The 18,555-nt window shown below is 35.5% G+C and carries 11 protein-coding genes; 9 read left to right on the forward strand and 2 right to left on the reverse strand.

Annotated elements, in window-relative coordinates; translation table 11 throughout:
- The coding region (locus DB891_RS16815; RefSeq protein WP_124019533.1) for a LamG-like jellyroll fold domain-containing protein at positions 1–7,585 on the reverse strand (7,585 nt) is incomplete at its 3' end.
- A gap of 474 nt (positions 7,586–8,059) precedes the next feature.
- Between DB891_RS16815 and DB891_RS16820 the strand changes: the two genes are divergently transcribed.
- From DB891_RS16820 to DB891_RS16860, 9 genes are all read left to right on the forward strand, one after another.
- Positions 8,060–8,845, forward strand: coding sequence for a response regulator transcription factor (locus tag DB891_RS16820; protein WP_116764745.1), 786 nt, complete (start codon positions 8,060–8,062; stop codon positions 8,843–8,845).
- 95 nt (positions 8,846–8,940) lie between these two features.
- Positions 8,941–9,732 carry an alpha/beta fold hydrolase gene (locus DB891_RS16825; RefSeq protein ID WP_116764746.1) on the forward strand — a complete coding sequence of 264 codons (792 nt, stop codon included), beginning with the start codon at positions 8,941–8,943 and terminating at the stop codon, positions 9,730–9,732.
- Between the two features lie 21 nt (positions 9,733–9,753).
- The gene (locus tag DB891_RS16830) at positions 9,754–10,536 is read left to right on the forward strand and encodes a LuxR C-terminal-related transcriptional regulator (protein ID WP_116764747.1); all 783 of its coding nucleotides are present in this window, start codon (positions 9,754–9,756) and stop codon (positions 10,534–10,536) included.
- Between the two features lie 80 nt (positions 10,537–10,616).
- Complete coding sequence (locus DB891_RS16835) at positions 10,617–11,294, forward strand: peptidoglycan DD-metalloendopeptidase family protein (RefSeq protein ID WP_116764748.1); 678 nt, start codon at positions 10,617–10,619, stop codon at positions 11,292–11,294.
- 46 nt (positions 11,295–11,340) lie between these two features.
- Positions 11,341–11,814, forward strand: coding sequence for a nuclear transport factor 2 family protein (locus DB891_RS16840; protein WP_116764749.1), 474 nt, complete (start codon positions 11,341–11,343; stop codon positions 11,812–11,814).
- A complete protein-coding gene (locus DB891_RS16845) occupies positions 11,814–12,260 on the forward strand; it encodes a DinB family protein (RefSeq protein WP_116764750.1) in 447 nt (148 codons plus the stop codon). Before DB891_RS16840 ends, DB891_RS16845 begins: the two co-directional genes overlap by 1 nt.
- A gap of 414 nt (positions 12,261–12,674) precedes the next feature.
- Positions 12,675–14,909, forward strand: a complete 2,235-nt coding sequence (pflB, locus tag DB891_RS16850) for a formate C-acetyltransferase (RefSeq protein ID WP_116764751.1) — start codon at positions 12,675–12,677, stop codon at positions 14,907–14,909.
- Between the two features lie 103 nt (positions 14,910–15,012).
- On the forward strand, positions 15,013–15,795 hold the full coding sequence (gene pflA, locus DB891_RS16855; RefSeq protein ID WP_116764752.1) for a pyruvate formate-lyase-activating protein: 783 nt from the start codon (positions 15,013–15,015) through the stop codon (positions 15,793–15,795).
- 195 nt (positions 15,796–15,990) lie between these two features.
- A complete protein-coding gene (locus tag DB891_RS16860) occupies positions 15,991–17,169 on the forward strand; it encodes an L-lactate MFS transporter (protein WP_116764753.1) in 1,179 nt (392 codons plus the stop codon).
- Positions 17,170–17,413: 244 nt separating this feature from the next.
- On the opposite strand, the gene DB891_RS16865 is transcribed toward DB891_RS16860, so the two are convergent.
- Complete coding sequence (locus tag DB891_RS16865; protein WP_116764754.1) at positions 17,414–18,478, reverse strand: o-succinylbenzoate synthase; 1,065 nt, start codon at positions 18,476–18,478, stop codon at positions 17,414–17,416.
- Between the last annotated feature and the right edge of the window lie 77 nt (positions 18,479–18,555).

Raw genomic sequence — 18,555 nt, forward strand, 5'->3', positions numbered from 1 at the left:
TACCCGAGCTGACTCCTGTTCCAGAATAAATACCACTTGATGGAGAACCTCCGCCTAATACAAGAGGAGCACTTCCTAAACAAAGGGAAGGAAAACCACTTAAAGATACTATTGGTTTTGGATTAACGGTGATGGAAGAAAAAGCAGAACTACTGCACCCATTACCATCAGTATAGGTGTAAGTTATTACATGAATACCCGTTCCTGCAACAGTCGGATTAAAACTACCCGAGCTGACTCCTGTTCCAGAATAAATACCACTTGATGGAGAACCTCCGCCTAATACAAGAGGAGCACTTCCTAAACAAAGGGAAGGAAAACCACTTAAAGATACTATTGGTTTTGGATTAACGGTGATGGAAGAAAAAGCAGAACTACTGCACCCATTACCATCAGTATAGGTGTAAGTTATTATATGAATACCCGTTCCCGCAACAGTCGGATTAAAAATACCCGAGCTGACTCCTGTACCGGTATAAATCCCTCCTGATGGAGAACCTCCTCCTAATACAAGAGGGGCACCTCCTAAACAAAGGGAAGGAAAACTATTTAAAGATACTATTGGTTTTGGATCCACTGTGATGGAAGAAAAAGCAGAATTACTGCACCCATTAGCATCGGTATAAGTATAAGTTATTACATGAATACCCACTCCCGCAACAGTCGGATTAAAACTACCCGAACCTACTCCAGTACCGGAATAGATTCCACCGGACGGAGAACCTCCGCTTAATACAAGAGGGGTACTTCCTAAACAAAGGGAAGGAAAACCACTTAAAGATACTATTGGTTTTGGATTCACGGTGATGGAAGAAACAGCAGAATTACTGCACCCATTACCATCAACATAAGAATAAGTTATTACATGAATACCCACACCCGCAACAGTCGGATTAAAACTACCCGAACTGACTCCTGTTCCAGAATAGATTCCGCCCGATGGCGAACCGCCAGATAGTGTATAGACAACTGCATCGACACATACTGGACTGAATGTTCCTAAAGTAACGACTGGTAAAGCATAAACCGTTATTGAGGAATCAGCTATTCTATTGCAACCATTGCCATCAGTATAGGAATAAAAAATTAAATGAGTTCCCACTCCCGCTACTGAAGGATTAAATATACCAGAACTGACTCCTGTGCCAAAATAAAATCCACCGAATGGTTGCCCACTAGTTAAAAAAACAGGAAATGAATTTATACATACCGGATTAAATATTCCTAAAGTAACAACTGGCATTGGGTTGACTGTTATGGTTACAGAGTTGGATTTTGCACAACCCGTAGCAGTTACCGTTTCGGTTAAAGTATAGGTTGTAGTAACCGTTGGGGCAACTGTTGGTTTAGCAGCGGTAGAAGTAAATCCCGCCGGACTAGAAACCCAACTATACGTATTTCCAGCTACTGCTATTGCACCAATTATTACAGGGCTGCCTGAACATATTGAAGTCGATGAACCTGCATTGGCTACCGGTAAAACACAAGGCTCTGCTATAGGAATGCAGACAAAACTGTTTTTTGAAATATTGGTTCCATCACCTAGTTGACCATAGAAATTATATCCAGTGGCGCAAAACTCCATACCTCCGGATTTTATTCCAACTATGTGTTGACCTCTAGCGAAAATGCTTTGAAAATTAGTTTCAGTAGTAATATGCATTGGAGTATTTCTATTCGTATTCGTTCCATCTCCTAATTCTCCATAACTGTTATTTCCCCAAGTCCAAAGTGTACCATCCGATTTTAATCCAGCTGAATGATATCCCCCTACGGCAATTGTTTGCCAACTACTATCAGTGCCAATTTGGTTGGGTATATTTTTATCAGTATATGTTCCGTCTCCTAATTGACCATTACCATTACCTCCCCAAGCCCATAAGGTACCATCCGATTTTAAAGCAACTGTATGGAGGTACTCTGCAACTAATTGGTTCCAATTGGTGTCTGTTCCAATTTTCACCGGAATATTTTTACTTGTATTTGTTCCATCTCCTAATTGGCCATAAGGATTGTATCCCCATCCCCAAAGAGTTCCATTGGTTTTGATGCCAAAAGAGAATAATCCTCCTGTCGAAACATATTGCCAATCTAAAGCAGAGCCAATTTGTACTGGGATATTTTTATTAATATATGTACCGTCTCCTAATTGACCATTATCATTTTTACCCCAAGCCCAAAGTGTCCCATCGGATTTAATAGCCACTGAGTGGTGTTCTCCTGCTGCTATACTTTTCCAATTGGTGTCAGTACCTATTTGTACAGGGATATTTTTATCTATATTGGTTCCATCGCCCAATTGTCCATACCAATTATTTCCCCATGTCCAAAGAGTCCCATTGGATTGTATTCCAATAGTATGATACCATCCTGATGCTATGTTCTTCCAGTTAGAACTTATGCCAATTTGTACTGGGATATTTTTGTTAATATTTGTTCCATCGCCTAATTGACCATTAGCATTATTACCCCAAGCCCAAAGTGTTCCATCGGATTTTATTCCAACGTTTTGATACACTCCTGCTGAAATACTTATCCAGTGAATTTGCGGGTTTTCATTTTCTATAACCGTTACGGTAAAACTACAAGTACTCGAATTGCAATTATTATCCGTCGCGGTAACGATTACTTCAGTCATTCCAATAGGGAATTCTGTGTTTGGGTCTTTACTGTAAGTAATAGAAGCGATTCCTGAATCATCGGTGGCGGTTGCTGTAAAATTAACGATCGTTGTAGTTGCCGGAGCATCAATGGTTACAGAAATAGCTGCCGGACAAGTAATAACAGGTGGAGTATGTTCAAAACTGGGGCTGGTACCGCTTACAGTACCATTTACCCAGTTGGATGTGGAGCCAGTAAGCGCAAAATTAGTTAAAGTTCCGTTTAAATTATTACCGCTTGAATCCGATAAACTACTAATGCTTGGATTTTCACAGCTGCTTATTCCTTGATTAAATTTATAGTAGGCTATTAATCCTAATTGTGGCAAAGTTAATTCTCCCGTCATATTATTTTGGATTTCTGCGGCACATAAAGCCCTGTTCCACATGCGAACCTCATCAATATCACCTTTAAATTGTCGATCCTGAGATAAGTAGGGATCATCTTTTCCTATTCTTGTAATCCCATTAAATTCTTCAATAGCGTGAACAACGTTGTTTACATGTGCTACTCCATTTAGGTATATTGTAGCTTTGGTAGGTTCAACAACTAAAACCACATGACTCCATATATCCGGAGAAGCAATAGCTCCACTATGCCATCCATAAGTTAAACCATCATTGTTCCAATGATACTCAATCTCATTATTTGCTCTTATTCCAAATCCCGCTATAGTGCTTCCGGAACGGGAAAAAACAATGCCATCATAATCATCTTGAAGCCCTTTGGGTTTAATCCAAGCTTCCATAGTTACGGTATTGGAGTTAAGATTTAAAGCAGGTATACTCACATAATCATTTACACCATCAAAACTCAAAGCTCCCGCAACTTCCCCATTTATCGTTACTTTAAAACTACAGGTCTTGGTAACATCGGCTGTCAAGGTATAAGTAACCGTGGTTTCGCCTTTATTAAAGGTTAATCCACTGGCACTGGCATTACCACTGTCTGAACCTAAAGTAACACCACTTAAGGTATAACTGTATGCCGCATTACTGGGAATTACAACCGGATCAATTGCATTTACTATCGCCGTACAAAATCCAATATCAGTATTCACGATTTTATCTATTGGGCAAGTAATTGCATAAGTTATATTGTCACAATTTATATGGATTCCTGCGTTAGTATCATCACAATCGGTGTTATCAATCACGTACCCTACCGGCTGGCCTATACATGATACCTGGGTAACAGCTGGATTTCCAAAAGTATCGCCATCGGTATCGACATAATAAGTCACATTTGGATTAACCACAACGGCAACAGCGGTTCCGGGTATACTTTCGCAATTATTTAATGTTTGAGTTGCATAATACGTCCCTGTTATTAAAGGTGTATTCGGCGCCAAAGTCGTACCGCCATTTTCAGCCTCATACCATTGAATAGCTGTTCCAGTGGCAACCAGATCAGAAACTGTTCCCGCATTACAAAAAGTTTGTGTTGTGGTTGGAGCTGGAGCTGGAGTTATGTTAATTATTGCTGTTACTGCTAAAAATGAAGTTCCCGCACAAGAATTTAAAGCTTGGCTTGCATAATAGGTTGTATTATTTACTAAATCAGTATTGGATTCAAGAGGTGTACCCGATGATGGACTGTCATACCATTGAATCCCAGTTCCGGTAGCGACTAAATCGGATACTTTTGCAGCGTTACAAAATGTCTGTATAGCGTTTCCTGTAGGCGGTGTTGCCAATCCCGGAATAATACCATTGTCCCAGCTCCCTGTTACGGTATCCCCTAAATCGATACAAATACTGCTTAAAGGAATATTATTGGTTGCCGAAAGATTTATTGAATTAGTTATACCATTTCTTAAATCTATAGTCGAAATAGAATTAGAATCACAATTTAAAGTAGTTAAAGCCGTTAACCCAGAAGCATCAAGAGCTGTCAGTTGATTGTTATTACAGCTTAAAGAGGTTAATGCAGTTAACCCAGCAGTATTTAAAGAGGTTAGTTGATTATTAGAACATTCTAAAGAAGTTAAAGCCGTTAACCCCGTCGTGTTTAATGTTGTAAGCGCATTATTCGGACAATGCAAACCGGTTAATTGTGTTAATCCCGAGGCGTCTAAGGCCGTAAGAAGCGGATTGTAATAACACTGTAAATAAGTTAATTGGGAGCAACCGCTTATGTTTAATGTAGTTAATAGGCTATTGAACTGTACATATATCTGGGTAAGCCCTGTACAATTTGACAAATTCAATGCCGTAAGCGTGGGGTTACTACTCTCTGAAAAATAAGCTAAGGCAATACAACCCGAAAAATTTAAATTTTGTACAGGACAGCCACTGTAGGACGGTGACGTTAACGCAACACAACCCGAAGCGTTTATGGCAGCCAGACTATTGTTATTGTTGCAACTAAAAGAAATCAATTTTATTAAACCTGAGACATCGAGAGTTGTCAATTGATTGGTATTACAACTTAAACTATTTAACAATGTTAATCCCGTTACATTTAAAGAGGTTAATTGATTGTTGTCGCAATTCAAAGAAGTTAAAGCCGTTAACCCCGTCGTGTTTAATGTTGTAAGCGCATTATTCGGACAATACAAACTGGTTAATAGTGTTAATCCCGAGGCGTCTAAGGCCGTAAGAAGCGGATTGTAATAACACTGTAAATAAGTTAATTGGGAGCAACCGCTTATGTTTAATGTAGTTAATAGGCTATTGAACTGTACATATATCTGGGTAAGCCCTGTACAATTTGACAAATTCAATGCCGTAAGCGTGGGGTTACTACTCTCTGAAAAATAAGTTAAGGAAATACATCCCGAAAAATTTAAATGTTGTACAAGACAGCCACTGTAAGAGGAAGATGTTAACGCAATACAACCCGAAGCGTTTATATCGGTTAGCGCACTGTTGTTACTGCAATCAAAATTAGTTAATGCGGTTAACCCAGAAACATCAAGAGTCGTCAGTTGATTGGTATTACAACTCAAATTATTTAGCAATGGTAATCCCGTCACATTTAAAGAGGACAATTGATTGTTATTACAGCTTAATGAGGTTAATACAGTTAACCCAGAAGTATTTAAAGAAGTTAATTGATTGTTAGAACATTCTAAAGAAGTTAACGCCGTTACCCCTGTCGTATTTAATGTTGTAAGCGCATTATTCGGGCAGTATAAACTGGTTAACTGTGTTAATCCCGAAGCATCTAAGGAGGAGAGAACTGGATTATAGTAACACTGTAATCCAGTTAATTGCGAGCAACCGCTTACGTTTAATGTAGTCAAGAGGCTACTATGATCTACATTTATAAAAGTAAGCCCGATGCAATTTGACAAATTCAATGAAGTAAGTGTGGGGTTGCTGCTCTCAGAAAAATAAGTTAAGGCAATACATCCCGAAAAATTTAAATTCTGTACAGGACAGCCGCTGTAATAGGAAGATGTTAATGCAATACAACCCGAAGCATCTATGTCGGTTAGCGCACTGTTGTTGCTACAATTAAACTGGGTTAAAGCGGTTAAACCCGAAACATCAAGAGCCGTCAGCTGATTGTTATTGCAGCTTAAATTATTAAGCAATGTTAATCCCGTTGCATTTAAAGAAGCTAATTGATTGTTATTACAGTTTAAAGAGCTCAATGCCGTTAACCCAGAAATATTTAAAGATGTTAATTGATTACTAGAACATTCTAAAGAAGTTAATGCCGTTAACCCCGTCGTATTTAATGTGGTAAGCGCATTATTTGGGCAGTATAAACTGATTAACTGTGCTAATCCCGAAGCATCTAAGGAGGAGAGAACTGGATTATAATAACACTGTAATGTAGTTAATTGCGAGCAACCACTTACGTTTAAAGTAGTTAATAGACTATTATAATAAATAATTATTGTGTTAAGTCCTGAGCAATTGGACAAATTCAATGAGTTAAGTGTAGGGTTACTACTCTCATAAAAAGAGGTTAAAGCGATACAACCCGAAAAATTTAAACTTTGAACAGGACAATTACTGTAATTTGGTAAAGTTAGCGCAATACATCCGGAGGCGTTTACTGATGTTAAATTGATGTTGATGCTGCAATCAAAGTAAGTTAATGCGGTTAGTCCAGAAACATCTAGTGTTGTCAGTTGATTGGTATTACAATTTAAGGTGGTTAATGAGGTCAACGCTGAAACAGCAAGAGTTGTCAGTTGATTGATATTACAGCTTAAGGAGGTTAATGCCGTTAATCCAATTGTGTTTAAAGTAGTTAATTGATTATTAGAACACTCTAAAGAAGTTAATGCCGTTAAGCCTGTCGTGTTTAATGTGGTAAGCGCATTATTGGGACAGTATAAACTGGTTAACAGCGTTAATCCCGAGGCGTCTAAGGATGTCAAAATTGGATTGTAATAACACTGTAAGGTAGTTAATTGAATGCAACTGCTTACGTTTAATGTAGTCAAGAGGCTACTATAAGCTATATTTATATAAGTAAGCCCTGTACAATTTGATAAATTCAATGAGGATAGCGTAGCATTATTACTCTCAGTAAAAGAAGTCAAAGCAATACAACCCGAAAAATTTAAATTCTGCACAGGACAGCCACTGTAAGAAGAAGATGTTAAGGCGATACAACCCGAAGCGTTGATGTCGGTCAAACCACTATTGTTAGTGCAACTAAATGAGGTCAATTTCGTTAAGCCCGATACATCTAGGTTGCTCAGTTGGTTGTTATCAACATTTAAATAAGTCAAATTTACGAAACTTTTAATTCCAGTTAAATCGTTAATCGATTTGGATTGTAAATTTAAGGATGTAGGTATCGCAGCTTCGTTAACCTCTATATCTCCATTGCTATTTGTATCAAATCCTTGAGTAATCAATTCAGCTTTAAAACTATCAGATATTGTGACCACTTGAGCTTTTGTAATGTTAGAAAATAACATTAAAAGAGAAATAATTGAGAGGTATAAATTTTTCATGATAATTGATAATTTAAGTTTTGCCTACTTTAAACGTCATCATTTTTTAATACTATAATTTCGACATTAGAGTTGCAATCAATTTTCGGATTTAAAAATTTAGTTGATTCGTTAATTATCTTAGATATTGTGATTCTTTTTTAACCACATAACGAATCACTAATCAAATTTCGCTCTAAAAAAAAGAAAATAAAATAGTTATAAATAGCTATTTTTCATTGGTTACTTGAGGTGCATTGTACTATTATTAAGGTTATTTTTTGGTTAAAATTTATACTCCAACACTCATAAAAAGCCTAATACTGGCACGTTGTAACTTCTAAGCCAATAAAATTTTAAAAAAAGGCAAATTATCGCTATATTTGATATGTTTTTCGCCTCATTACTTCAGATCTACATTCTTTACTTTCAATAACTTAACAAAATATTTGGTGTTTTTTTCTGAATCATTTTAATTGTTAATAAGGATAAGTAATGAATAATAATTACCTCAACTATAAAACACTTATTAATCATCAAGAGGCTGAAATAATTTCGTCTGTTGATTGGAGTGTACTGTCAAAATTCAGGGATGAGATTAATCAATTAGCTTCAGTTCCATTCGGCATATTACCCACCTTTTACATTTTAAATTACCAAACAAATGAGTATGAATTTATCTCAAAAGAGTTTCAATTTTTTTCAAAACATAAAGTAGAAGAAATTATGGAAGGAGGAATTGAGAAGTTTTTATCCATATATCAAAAGGATGACTTTGAATTGTATTCTGAACAAATATTTTCAAAAAATTTAGAGGTTATTCTTGATACCAAACCAGAGGAGAGAGGCCAATTGATCTTTACCAATACCTATCGAATTTTTAATCATGACAAAACGATTTCACATATTTTGCAAAAAAATCGAATTATTGCTGATCCAATAACAGGAATACCACTCCATGCTTATGGCAGTGTGTCTGATTTATCGAATCTTAAGCTCTTTAATAGAGAACTATACCATCGAATAGAAAAAACAGACGCTTTAGATTCTAATAAAAAAATGATTCTATTGTCTAATAGCTATAAAGTTTATGATGAGGACAAAAAACTTACCCCTCAAGAAAACAGAATTCTGGAATTACTAATTAAAGGTTTAACGACTAAAGAAATAGCTCAAAAATTATTTGTTAGCTTTCACACTATTGATGCCCATAGAAGCAACATTTTAACAAAAACAAACAGCAAAAATGTAGTGCAATTAATTTCAAATTTCATGAAATGAGCATTGCTATAAGTTTGTCACTAAAGCGAATGATGGCATGACAATTAAAAAACAATAAATATCACATATGAATTCGAACATTTAAATTTTTAAACATGTTACATTTTACTCGAAAAGGGAGCTCTCCCCAAAAAATAGTTTTTATTCACGGAAGTTCAAATGCAATGAATTATTGGGATACTGCCATAGAAAGTGAATGGTTATCTGATTATGAACGTATAGCTATAGATCTCCCAGGACATGGAATGTCTTCAAAAAGTAATTTTCCTGACCGTGATTATAGTATTAAAGGAATGTCCAGAATTGTATCCGAGTTTCTTAAAGAAGAAATTAAAGAGAATTATCTTCTTGTGGGACATTGTTTTGGCACTATTATTATTGGGGAGTGTGCCGACACCTTGATGGGTTGTAAAGGAGTTTTTTTGACCAATCCTGTAATTTTAGGAAAAGGAAAGTTGCCTTCAGACATTTTACAACCTAATCCTCTTATAACCCCTTATTTTGTCCCTACTTCGAGTGATGAAGATCTAAAAGTATTAATTGATGACGCTACTGTACATTCTGACGAAAACAGTAAGCAAACTTTATTCGACAATTATAAGAAAACAGACCAAAAGGTAAGAAGCGTAATTGCGGCGGCTATTGCAGCTTCTGAATATGGTGATGAAATTGCAGCTATAGAAAGGCTTAAAGTCCCTGTCGCAATAGCTTTCGGAAAAGAGGACACCGTGACTTTTACCAATTATCTAGATGATAGCAATTTAAAGGTTTGGAAAAATGAATTCATTTTAGTTCCCAATGCAGGTCATTACATCCAATCTGACCAACCGGAAAAAATCAATCAATGGATGGCTATGTTTGCGCAGGATTGTTTTCAACGTAATTAATAACTTCATTGACTTTGCATTATGACTAAAGAGATTACATCCGAAGATTATTACATCCATTTTATTGATTATTTACAATCAAAGGAAGAGTTTCAGTTAAAAGAAAACAAACAGTATCTGAAAAGAGCTGTTTTTTTTAATAACCAATTAGATATAATGCCTTGTATCCTGTATTTATTGGATCTTCAAAAACAAAGATACCTCCATGTATGCGAGGATATTACTAGTTTAATAGGCTATTCCTCTGATGATTTTTTAAACTTTGGGCATAGTTGGTTTTTAAACCTATTTCACCCCAACGATTTAAAAGAATATTTGGGGGTAATTTTTAAAGAATTTGTTCACTATACTTCCAGTTTAGACAAAAAACAAATAAAGAATGCTCGCTTTTCAATTAATTACAGATTAAAACATAAAGAAGAAATCTATGTTCAATTTTTAGACCAATTTATTGTTCTTGAAACCGATGAAAACAACAATCCTATTTTATTGTTGGGAACTTATAATGATATCACGCCTTATAAGTCGGATAATACAATTATTTTTTCCGTTTCGGAATTTGACCCTAAAGAGGGCAATATATTAATTTCATCTAAAACATTCCCTGAAAATATAAAAATGACTTCTAAAGAAAAGGAAATCATAATTTTGCTTAAAGATGGAGAAACAAGCAAAAGTATTGCATCAAAACTTAATATTAGCCTTCACACCGTAAATGCGCATCGAAGACATATTCTTGAAAAGTTACAATTAAAAAAAACCTCGGAATTAATAAGCTATTGTGCGGTAAATGGATACATTTAACCGAAAAAAAGTATCTAAAAAAGTAATTTGGGAGACTTCTTTTTTTAGTTAAATTTACAATTCTTCAATAAGTAGTATCCATGAAAACAATAGAATCCATTTTAAAAAACCTCCCGCAAGTCAAAGTGATAGATGACAGTATTGAATACAATCAATACACTCCTTTGGATTTATCAGCTTCAAATCTAGAATTGAATCAACTCAATATTTCTAACGCCACTGAATTTGAAACATTTATCGAAAGCCATTTAGATAAAAATAACGCAAGAGTGGCGCATGGAGGTTATAATGAAACACGCAATTTATACAAACGAAGTACCGCATTTAACGATTCGAATTCAGATGAACGAAACATTCACATCGGTTTGGATTTATGGATCAAAGCGGGAACTCCAGTTTTGGCAGCTTTGGATGGAAAAGTGCATAGTTTTCAATACAATAACAATATAGGCGATTATGGCCCAACTATCATATTGGAACACCTAATAGAAACTCAAACTTTTTATACTTTATACGGGCATTTATCCTTAGAAAGTATTGCTTCTCTCAAAGTAGGTGATTTTTTCGAAAAAGGAGCTACAATTGCAACTTTAGGAGGTTCATCCGTAAATGGCGATTATGCACCACATTTGCATTTTCAAATTATAAAAAATATAAAAGAAAATTTTGGTGATTATACGGGAGTTTGCAGCAAAAACAACTTGGATTATTACTTAGAAAACTGTCCAGATCCCAACTTACTTTTGAAAATTCAATAACATAACAGAAATACAAACCATAAATCACCCTCTTAAATTGTTATAAATGAACCAAAACGAAGAAACTATTCATAAATTTTATACCGCTTTCTCTAATGCTGATGCTAAAACAATGAGCGAATGCTATCATGCAAAAATTAAATTTCATGATCCCGCTTTTGGTTTATTAAAAGGAAAAGATGCATGCAAAATGTGGAAAATGTTGATTGAAAAGAGCAAAGGCACTATTAAAATCGAATTTTCAGACATTAAAGCGGATCAATACATGGGATCTGCAAATTGGATTGCAACCTATAATTTCAGTAAAACCAATAGAAAAGTAGTCAATCGAATTGAAGCCCATTTTCGATTTAAAGACGGATTAATCATCAGACATACAGATGATTTTGACATCTGGGAATGGTCAAAGCAGGCTTTAGGTTTTAAAGGTTTTTTATTGGGTTGGACAGGTTTTATGGAAAAGAAGATTCAAAAACAAGCCCTTTCCTCTTTAAAAAAATACCAACAAACAACATCATAATGGCAATTGAAACTCTAAAAACCCTATTCAACCGAGATTTAAATAAACTAAAAGCTGAAATCGGATTATACCAAAATGAAAACAAAATTTGGTCTATTGATAAAAATATATCGAATTCAGCAGGAAATCTGTGTTTGCACTTAATTGGGAATCTGAACACCTACATAGGAGCCCAAATTGGGAAGACAGATTATGTCAGAAATAGAGAACTGGAGTTTTCACAAAAAGACATTCCACGAGCCGAATTAATAGCCAAAATTGAGGCAACTCTTTTTGTTGTAAACGATGCCCTTGACAAACTGACCGATGAAAATTTAAAGGAAGAATACCCCCTTTTAGTTTTTGAAGCAAAGACCTCAACCGAATTTTTATTAATTCATCTCACGACACATCTTGCTTATCACTTAGGACAAATAAATTATCACAGACGATTACTGGATAATTAGATTTGCAAAAGCACATTTACCTCACTAATCAACAAATTAACTATTCTTAAAAGCAAAAAAATAGCGAGGAATGTTTTATAAAAAGACACCTCTAAAAAAGCCTTTTGCAGACAAAAATTTTCACTTTTTTGGGTCTTAAAGCTATTTTATGATCCAAAAAAATTGTTTTTTTAATTTTAACACAATTAAACCTAGTATTTTTTTTTGCTATAAATTTTATCTATAACGTAATAGCCTTTACGAAAAAGCAAAAAAAACAAAGAAATATCACTGAAACAACTATTTAAAATTCAAAAAGACACATATAATCCAAAAGTGATTTACGGCGGTATTTCAATTCTAAAAATCGTTAAATTTACTAGTATAAATTAGCTTTTATAAAGCAATACCAGTTAATTAATAATTTAGAATAAAATGAAAAATACGACTGAAACACTATATTTTAAAACAGGAATCTGGAACAGTTCAATTAATGTTTATGATTTTGTATTACAAAACATTACACCTTATGAAGGAAACGCCAATTTTTTAGTGGGGCCTTCTGAGAAAACTAAAACGGTATGGAATGTTTGCAAAGAAAACTTACTTCAAGAAAGAAAAAACAATGGCTGTCTTGCAATCGATACTAATGTAATATCAAATATCACATCATTTGGACCAGGATACATCAATAAAGAAAATGAAGTCATTGTAGGTTTACAAACCGATATGCTCTTAAAAAGAGCCATGAAACCTTTTGGAGGTATCAAATTGGTAGAATCAGCAGTTGCCGAAAGAGGTTTGAAAGTTTCTGATGAGGTGATTAAAATATTCAACTATGCCAAAGACCACAATCAAGCCGTTTTTAATGCCTATGATAGCGAAATTAGAGCCTATCGTTCTAAACACTTATTGACCGGTTTGCCAGACAATTATGCCAGAGGAAGAATCATTGGCGATTTTAGAAGAATTGCCCTTTATGGAGTAGACCGTTTGATCGAAGCAAAAAAAGCCGATTTTAATGCTACTACCGGCGAAATGACCGACCATAAAGTACGTTTGAGAGAAGAAATATCAGAACAGATTAAAGCGTTACTGGATATGAAAATCATGGCCAATTCTTATGGTATCGATATTTCAAACCCAGCAACCAATGCACAAGAAGCTGTACAATTCACGTATCTGGCTTACTTAAGTGCCGTGAAAGAACAAGATGGAGCTGCCATGTCTCTAGGAAATGTTTCGTCTTTCTTAGACATTTATATCGAAAATGATTTAAAATCAGGATTGATAACCGAAGAAGAAGCACAAGAGTTTATCGATCAATTTGTGATGAAACTTCGTTTGGTACGTCATTTGCGACCAGGTGCTTATGACGAAATTTTCGGAGGCGATCCTACTTGGGTAACCGAAGCCATAGGTGGACAACTTAACGATGGAAGAACTAAAGTAACCAAAACTTCTTTTAGATTCCTGCAAACCCTTTATAACTTAGGAGCTTCACCAGAACCGAATTTAACTATTTTATGGTCTCAAAGTTTGCCAAAAGGATTCAAAGATTTTTGCACCCAAGTATCGATAGACACTTCATCTCTTCAATATGAAAATGATGATTTGATGCGTACCAATCGAGGTTCTGATGATTACGGAATCGCTTGTTGTGTATCCTATCAAAAAATAGGTAAAACTATTCAACACTTTGGAGCACGTGCCAATTTACCAAAAGCCTTACTTATGGCTTTAAACGGCGGTAGAGAAGAAGACAAAGGTTCTGTTGTTATTAAAAACATCCCTCAAATGGAGGATACCGTTTTGAACTATGATGCCGTTATGGAAATGTTCAAGATTACTTTGGCAGAAGTAGCCAGAGTCTATGCAAAATCAATGTATATCATTCATTATATGCATGATAAATACTATTATGAAAGAGCCCAAATGGCCTTAATTGATAGTGATCCAGATATTGACATTGCCTATGGAGCTGCAGGAATTTCTATTATTGCCGATTCTCTTTCGGCCATAAAGTATGCAAAAGTAACTCCAATAAGAAACGAAATAGGATTAACTGTCGATTTTAAAATTAAAGGTGATTTTCCACAATTTGGGAATGATGATGACCGAGTGGATAGTATTGCACAAGAAATCACCACGCTCTTTATTAATGAATTGAGAAAACATGTGGCTTATAAAAACGCCACTCCTACCCTTTCTTTGCTTACTATTACTTCGAATGTAATGTACGGAACCAATACCGGTTCTACTCCAGACGGTCGTAAAGCAGGAGAAGCATTTGCTCCAGGCGCAAACCCGATGCATGGTAGAGATGTAAACGGAGCCATCGCTTCCTTGAACTCGGTGAGTAAATTGAATTACGAAGATGCACAAGATGGTATATCTTACACTTTTACCATGGTCCCAAAATCTTTAGGATCTGACAAAGAAGAACAAGTTTCCAATTTAACAACGATATTAGACAGTTACTTTGGTCGAAATGCACACCACTTGAATGTGAATGTATTGGACAAAGAAACCCTAATGGATGCTTACAATCATCCCGAAAATTACCCTCAATTAACCATTCGAGTTTCTGGTTATGCCGTAAATTTCGTAAGATTATCCAAAGCACATCAGTTAGAAGTTATTACTAGAACTTTCCATGAGAACCTGTAAACCATTGTAAATAAATCTAATTTTTAATTAAATCACATTAACCTGTCTAGAAAAAACGAAATTCAGTTTTACTTTTTAGACGGGTTTTTTTAATCTTTTTTAAATGTACTTCCCACAGCAAGAATACATCGACGATTCAATCGACGCACATGATCCAGACTTATTGAGAGTCCATTCCATTGAAACATTAGGCACTCATGACGGACCTGGAATCCGAATGGTCATTTTTGTGCAAGGATGCCAATTCAGATGTTTGTATTGCCAAAATCCCGATACTTTGGATATCCATGGTGGTACTTTTATACCAATAGAAGAACTAGTAGAAAAAGCATTACATCAAAAATCTTATTTTAGCAAAAAAGGTGGCGTAACCGTTTCTGGTGGAGAACCCTTATTGCAAAGGGATAAATTAATTCCTTTTTTTGACCGTTTACACGAAAATGGGATTCATACGTGTTTGGATTCTAATGGACGAGTATTAGATTCTAAAACAGAACAACTATTAGAAAGAACCGATTTATTGTTATTGGATGTCAAACACATCAACAAAGAATGGCATAAAAAACTAACCGGATTAAAAAACAAAACAACCTTAAGAGTAGCGGAATACAGAGAAAGTACCGGTAAACCCATGTGGTTGCGCTATGTGCTGGTTCCGGGTTGGACAGACCAAGAAGAATACCTACACGAATGGGGGCAACACTTTACCTCTTATAAAACAATTGAAAGAGTAGAAATCATTCCGTTTCATCAATTAGGGAAACACAAATGGGAAATCATGGGATTAGAATATCCATTGGCAGATACACTACCCCCAACCAAAGAAGAAATAGAGAAGGCTGCATCAATATTCAGACAATACTTCAAAAGCGTAAAAATCAAATAATACAGCGATAAAGCTTTATTGCAATAACAGTAACTATAGTGCGCCTCAAATAAAACACGAATTTCACAAATCTACACGAATTAGCCTCAAAATATAAATAGGCTCTAGTAATTTTTGCAACAATGAATCAAAGAATTAGAGCTAATTCGTGTTAACTGTTATTACTGGTGAATAGTTACTAATAACCATACAATTATGTCAAAAAATAAATATTTGATGGTATTGGCAGGGATGATTATGCAGCTGTCAATTGGATCTATTTATGCATACAGCAAATGGATCGAACCCTTATCAAAAGAATTAAATTGGGAAGCTCACGACACCAAAACTGCTTTTAGTTTAGCCATTTGTTTTCTAGGTTTAACAGCTGCATTCATGGGTAAATTTACCCAAAAAATAGGCCCTACAAAAGCTGGATTAATTGCCGCATTTTTTTTAACCATAGGATTAATAGGCAGTTCATTGGCGGTAAAAATGGATTCTATTCACTTATTTTACCTCACATTTGGTGTTTTGCAAGGCATAGGACTAGGTTTTGGCTATGTCGTTCCGGTTTATACTATTGTAAAATGGTTTCCTGATCGCCCAGGATTGGCTTCTGGCATCATCATCATGTCATTTGCATTAGGCTCTTTATTAGCTTCCTTTTTTATTGGCCCTTTATATGATTCAATGGGATTATCCAGCGCTTTTTCCACATTAGGAATTGGTTATGGAATCTGTATGTTACTGAGTGCTTTGTATTTGGCTAATCCTATAAATTTAGCTACTGATTACCATGCTCACGTAGATTTAACTCCAAGACAGATTTTATCGGATAAACGCTTTATCGCTTTATGGCTATTGCTATTCTTAAATGTATGCGGAGGTATTGCCATTATCTCAAAAGCAGCTATTTTAGGTAAAGAAATGATAGGAATGACCGCTACACAAGCAACGATATTTGTGGCTATCATTGGACTATTTAACGGTTTGGGGCGTTTGTTCTGGTCGAGTATTTCAGATAAAATTGGTTGTTGGCCCACTTTTATGATTTTTATAGGCATAAACGTGGTTTGTTTTGCTTTAATACCCAGTTTTTCAACAAACAAAGCCTCGTTTCAAACGTTAACTTTTATCATTATCGCGGGTTATGGCGCCGGTTTTGCCACTATGCCATCGTTTGTAAAAGAATTTTTTGGCTCAGAAAATTACGGTCAGGTATTCGGATATGTGCTAACAGCTTGGTCGGCGGCGGCATTTGTCGGCCCTATGTTATTGGGTTTAACCAAAGAAATTACTATTTTCTATCTATTTTCCGGATTACTGGTTCTCGCATTAATAGTAGGGATAGGGCTGAAAGGGTTGTTAACTATACCAATAACTTCTAAATAAAGTTCAAAAGCATATTTAGCCCACAGATCATACGGATTTAACGGATTCTACACCTATTAAAAAAACTTTTGATTCACAAAGTCAAAAATCCGTGCTAATCGGTTTGATCCTTATAATCTGTGGGCTTTTTTTTATCTCTGAAATACAGTCTACTCTGTCGCAATTTTTGATTTGTAAAAATAAAAAGACTCAAACTTGATATAGTTTGAGCCTTTTGCAATCACTTTTACCAGATTATACTCTTTTATATAGTCTGTATCTTTCCATCAAAAGCATCGAATTCAAATTGCCAATTCACTTTATCACAATACCATAATTGTCCTTCTGAAACTTGCAACGGGCAGTCAAAATTATTGGTATATAAAGCTCCCGTTCCTAATCCTTGAGGCATCAAATTATGTTGTAAAAATGTCCATTGTGCAATCGCGTTTAGGCCGATATTACTCTCCAAAGCCGAGGTAATCCACCAGCCAACATTATGCTTTTCGGCCAAGGAAATCCACTCCTGAGTGCCCCGAAAACCACCAACAAAACTAGGCTTCAAAATGATGTATTGCGGCTTGATTTTAGTCAATAACTTTTCTTTTTCTTCCCTTGTAAAAATGCCTATCAACTCTTCGTCTAACGCAATGGGAAAAGGAGTGGTTTTACACAACTCTGCCATACTGTCAGTGTTGTTTTTTTGAATAGGCTGCTCTACACTATGTAGCACAAAACCAGCTAGTTGATTTAATTTACCTAAAGCTTCATTAGAATCAAAAGCGCCGTTAGCATCTACCCGGATTTCGACTTGCTCCGGAGTGAAATATTCTCGAATAAATCGCAATAACTGTAGTTCTTTATCAAAATCTATGGCACCAATTTTGAGTTTTATGCAGCGATAACCATCAGCTAGTTTTTCTTCGATTTGTTGCTTCATGAAAGACTCCTCACCCATCCAAACCAAACCATTAATTGGGATCGATTTTGCGCCATTGGTAAAGTCGGAAGGAAAGAGTAAAAAGGGAGTTTCGCTTACCAAAGATTGGAACGCTATTTCAACTCCAAACTGTATCGAAGGAAACTCAATTAAAGCTTCCCAAAGTTGGTCTTTACCGAGATGGATATTGGAGCAAGTCCATTGTAATTTTTCTTCGTAATCTGGTCTGTCGTCAATACTCAAACCTCTTAGAATCCCACACTCGCCTATTCCTTTTTTACCGTCTTGTTCCAAGACAATAAACCAAGTTTCTTTTTCGGTCATCACGCCGCGAGAAGTCCCTGATGGTCGTTTGAAATTGAGAATGTATTTGTGGTAGGAGGCGAACATATTTTAGATTTTAGATTTTAGATTTTAGATTTTAGATTTTAGATTTTAGATTTTAGATTTTAGATTTTAGATTTTAG

Origin of the sequence: Flavobacterium laiguense (genome assembly GCF_003097655.1) — a bacterium.
Taxonomy (GTDB): Bacteria; Bacteroidota; Bacteroidia; order Flavobacteriales; family Flavobacteriaceae; genus Flavobacterium; species Flavobacterium laiguense.

Bases quoted from the DNA above. Each gene is read 5' to 3' on its own strand.
- DB891_RS16820 (WP_116764745.1), top strand. From the start codon at position 8,060: ATGAATAATAATTACCTCAACTATAAAACACTTATTAATCATCAAGAG.
- DB891_RS16825 (WP_116764746.1), top strand. From the start codon at position 8,941: ATGTTACATTTTACTCGAAAAGGGAGCTCTCCCCAAAAAATAGTTTTT.
- DB891_RS16830 (WP_116764747.1), top strand. From the start codon at position 9,754: ATGACTAAAGAGATTACATCCGAAGATTATTACATCCATTTTATTGAT.
- DB891_RS16835 (WP_116764748.1), top strand. From the start codon at position 10,617: ATGAAAACAATAGAATCCATTTTAAAAAACCTCCCGCAAGTCAAAGTG.
- DB891_RS16840 (WP_116764749.1), top strand. From the start codon at position 11,341: ATGAACCAAAACGAAGAAACTATTCATAAATTTTATACCGCTTTCTCT.
- DB891_RS16845 (WP_116764750.1), top strand. From the start codon at position 11,814: ATGGCAATTGAAACTCTAAAAACCCTATTCAACCGAGATTTAAATAAA.
- pflB (WP_116764751.1), top strand. From the start codon at position 12,675: ATGAAAAATACGACTGAAACACTATATTTTAAAACAGGAATCTGGAAC.
- pflA (WP_116764752.1), top strand. From the start codon at position 15,013: ATGTACTTCCCACAGCAAGAATACATCGACGATTCAATCGACGCACAT.
- DB891_RS16860 (WP_116764753.1), top strand. From the start codon at position 15,991: ATGTCAAAAAATAAATATTTGATGGTATTGGCAGGGATGATTATGCAG.
- DB891_RS16865 (WP_116764754.1), bottom strand. From the start codon at position 18,478: ATGTTCGCCTCCTACCACAAATACATTCTCAATTTCAAACGACCATCA.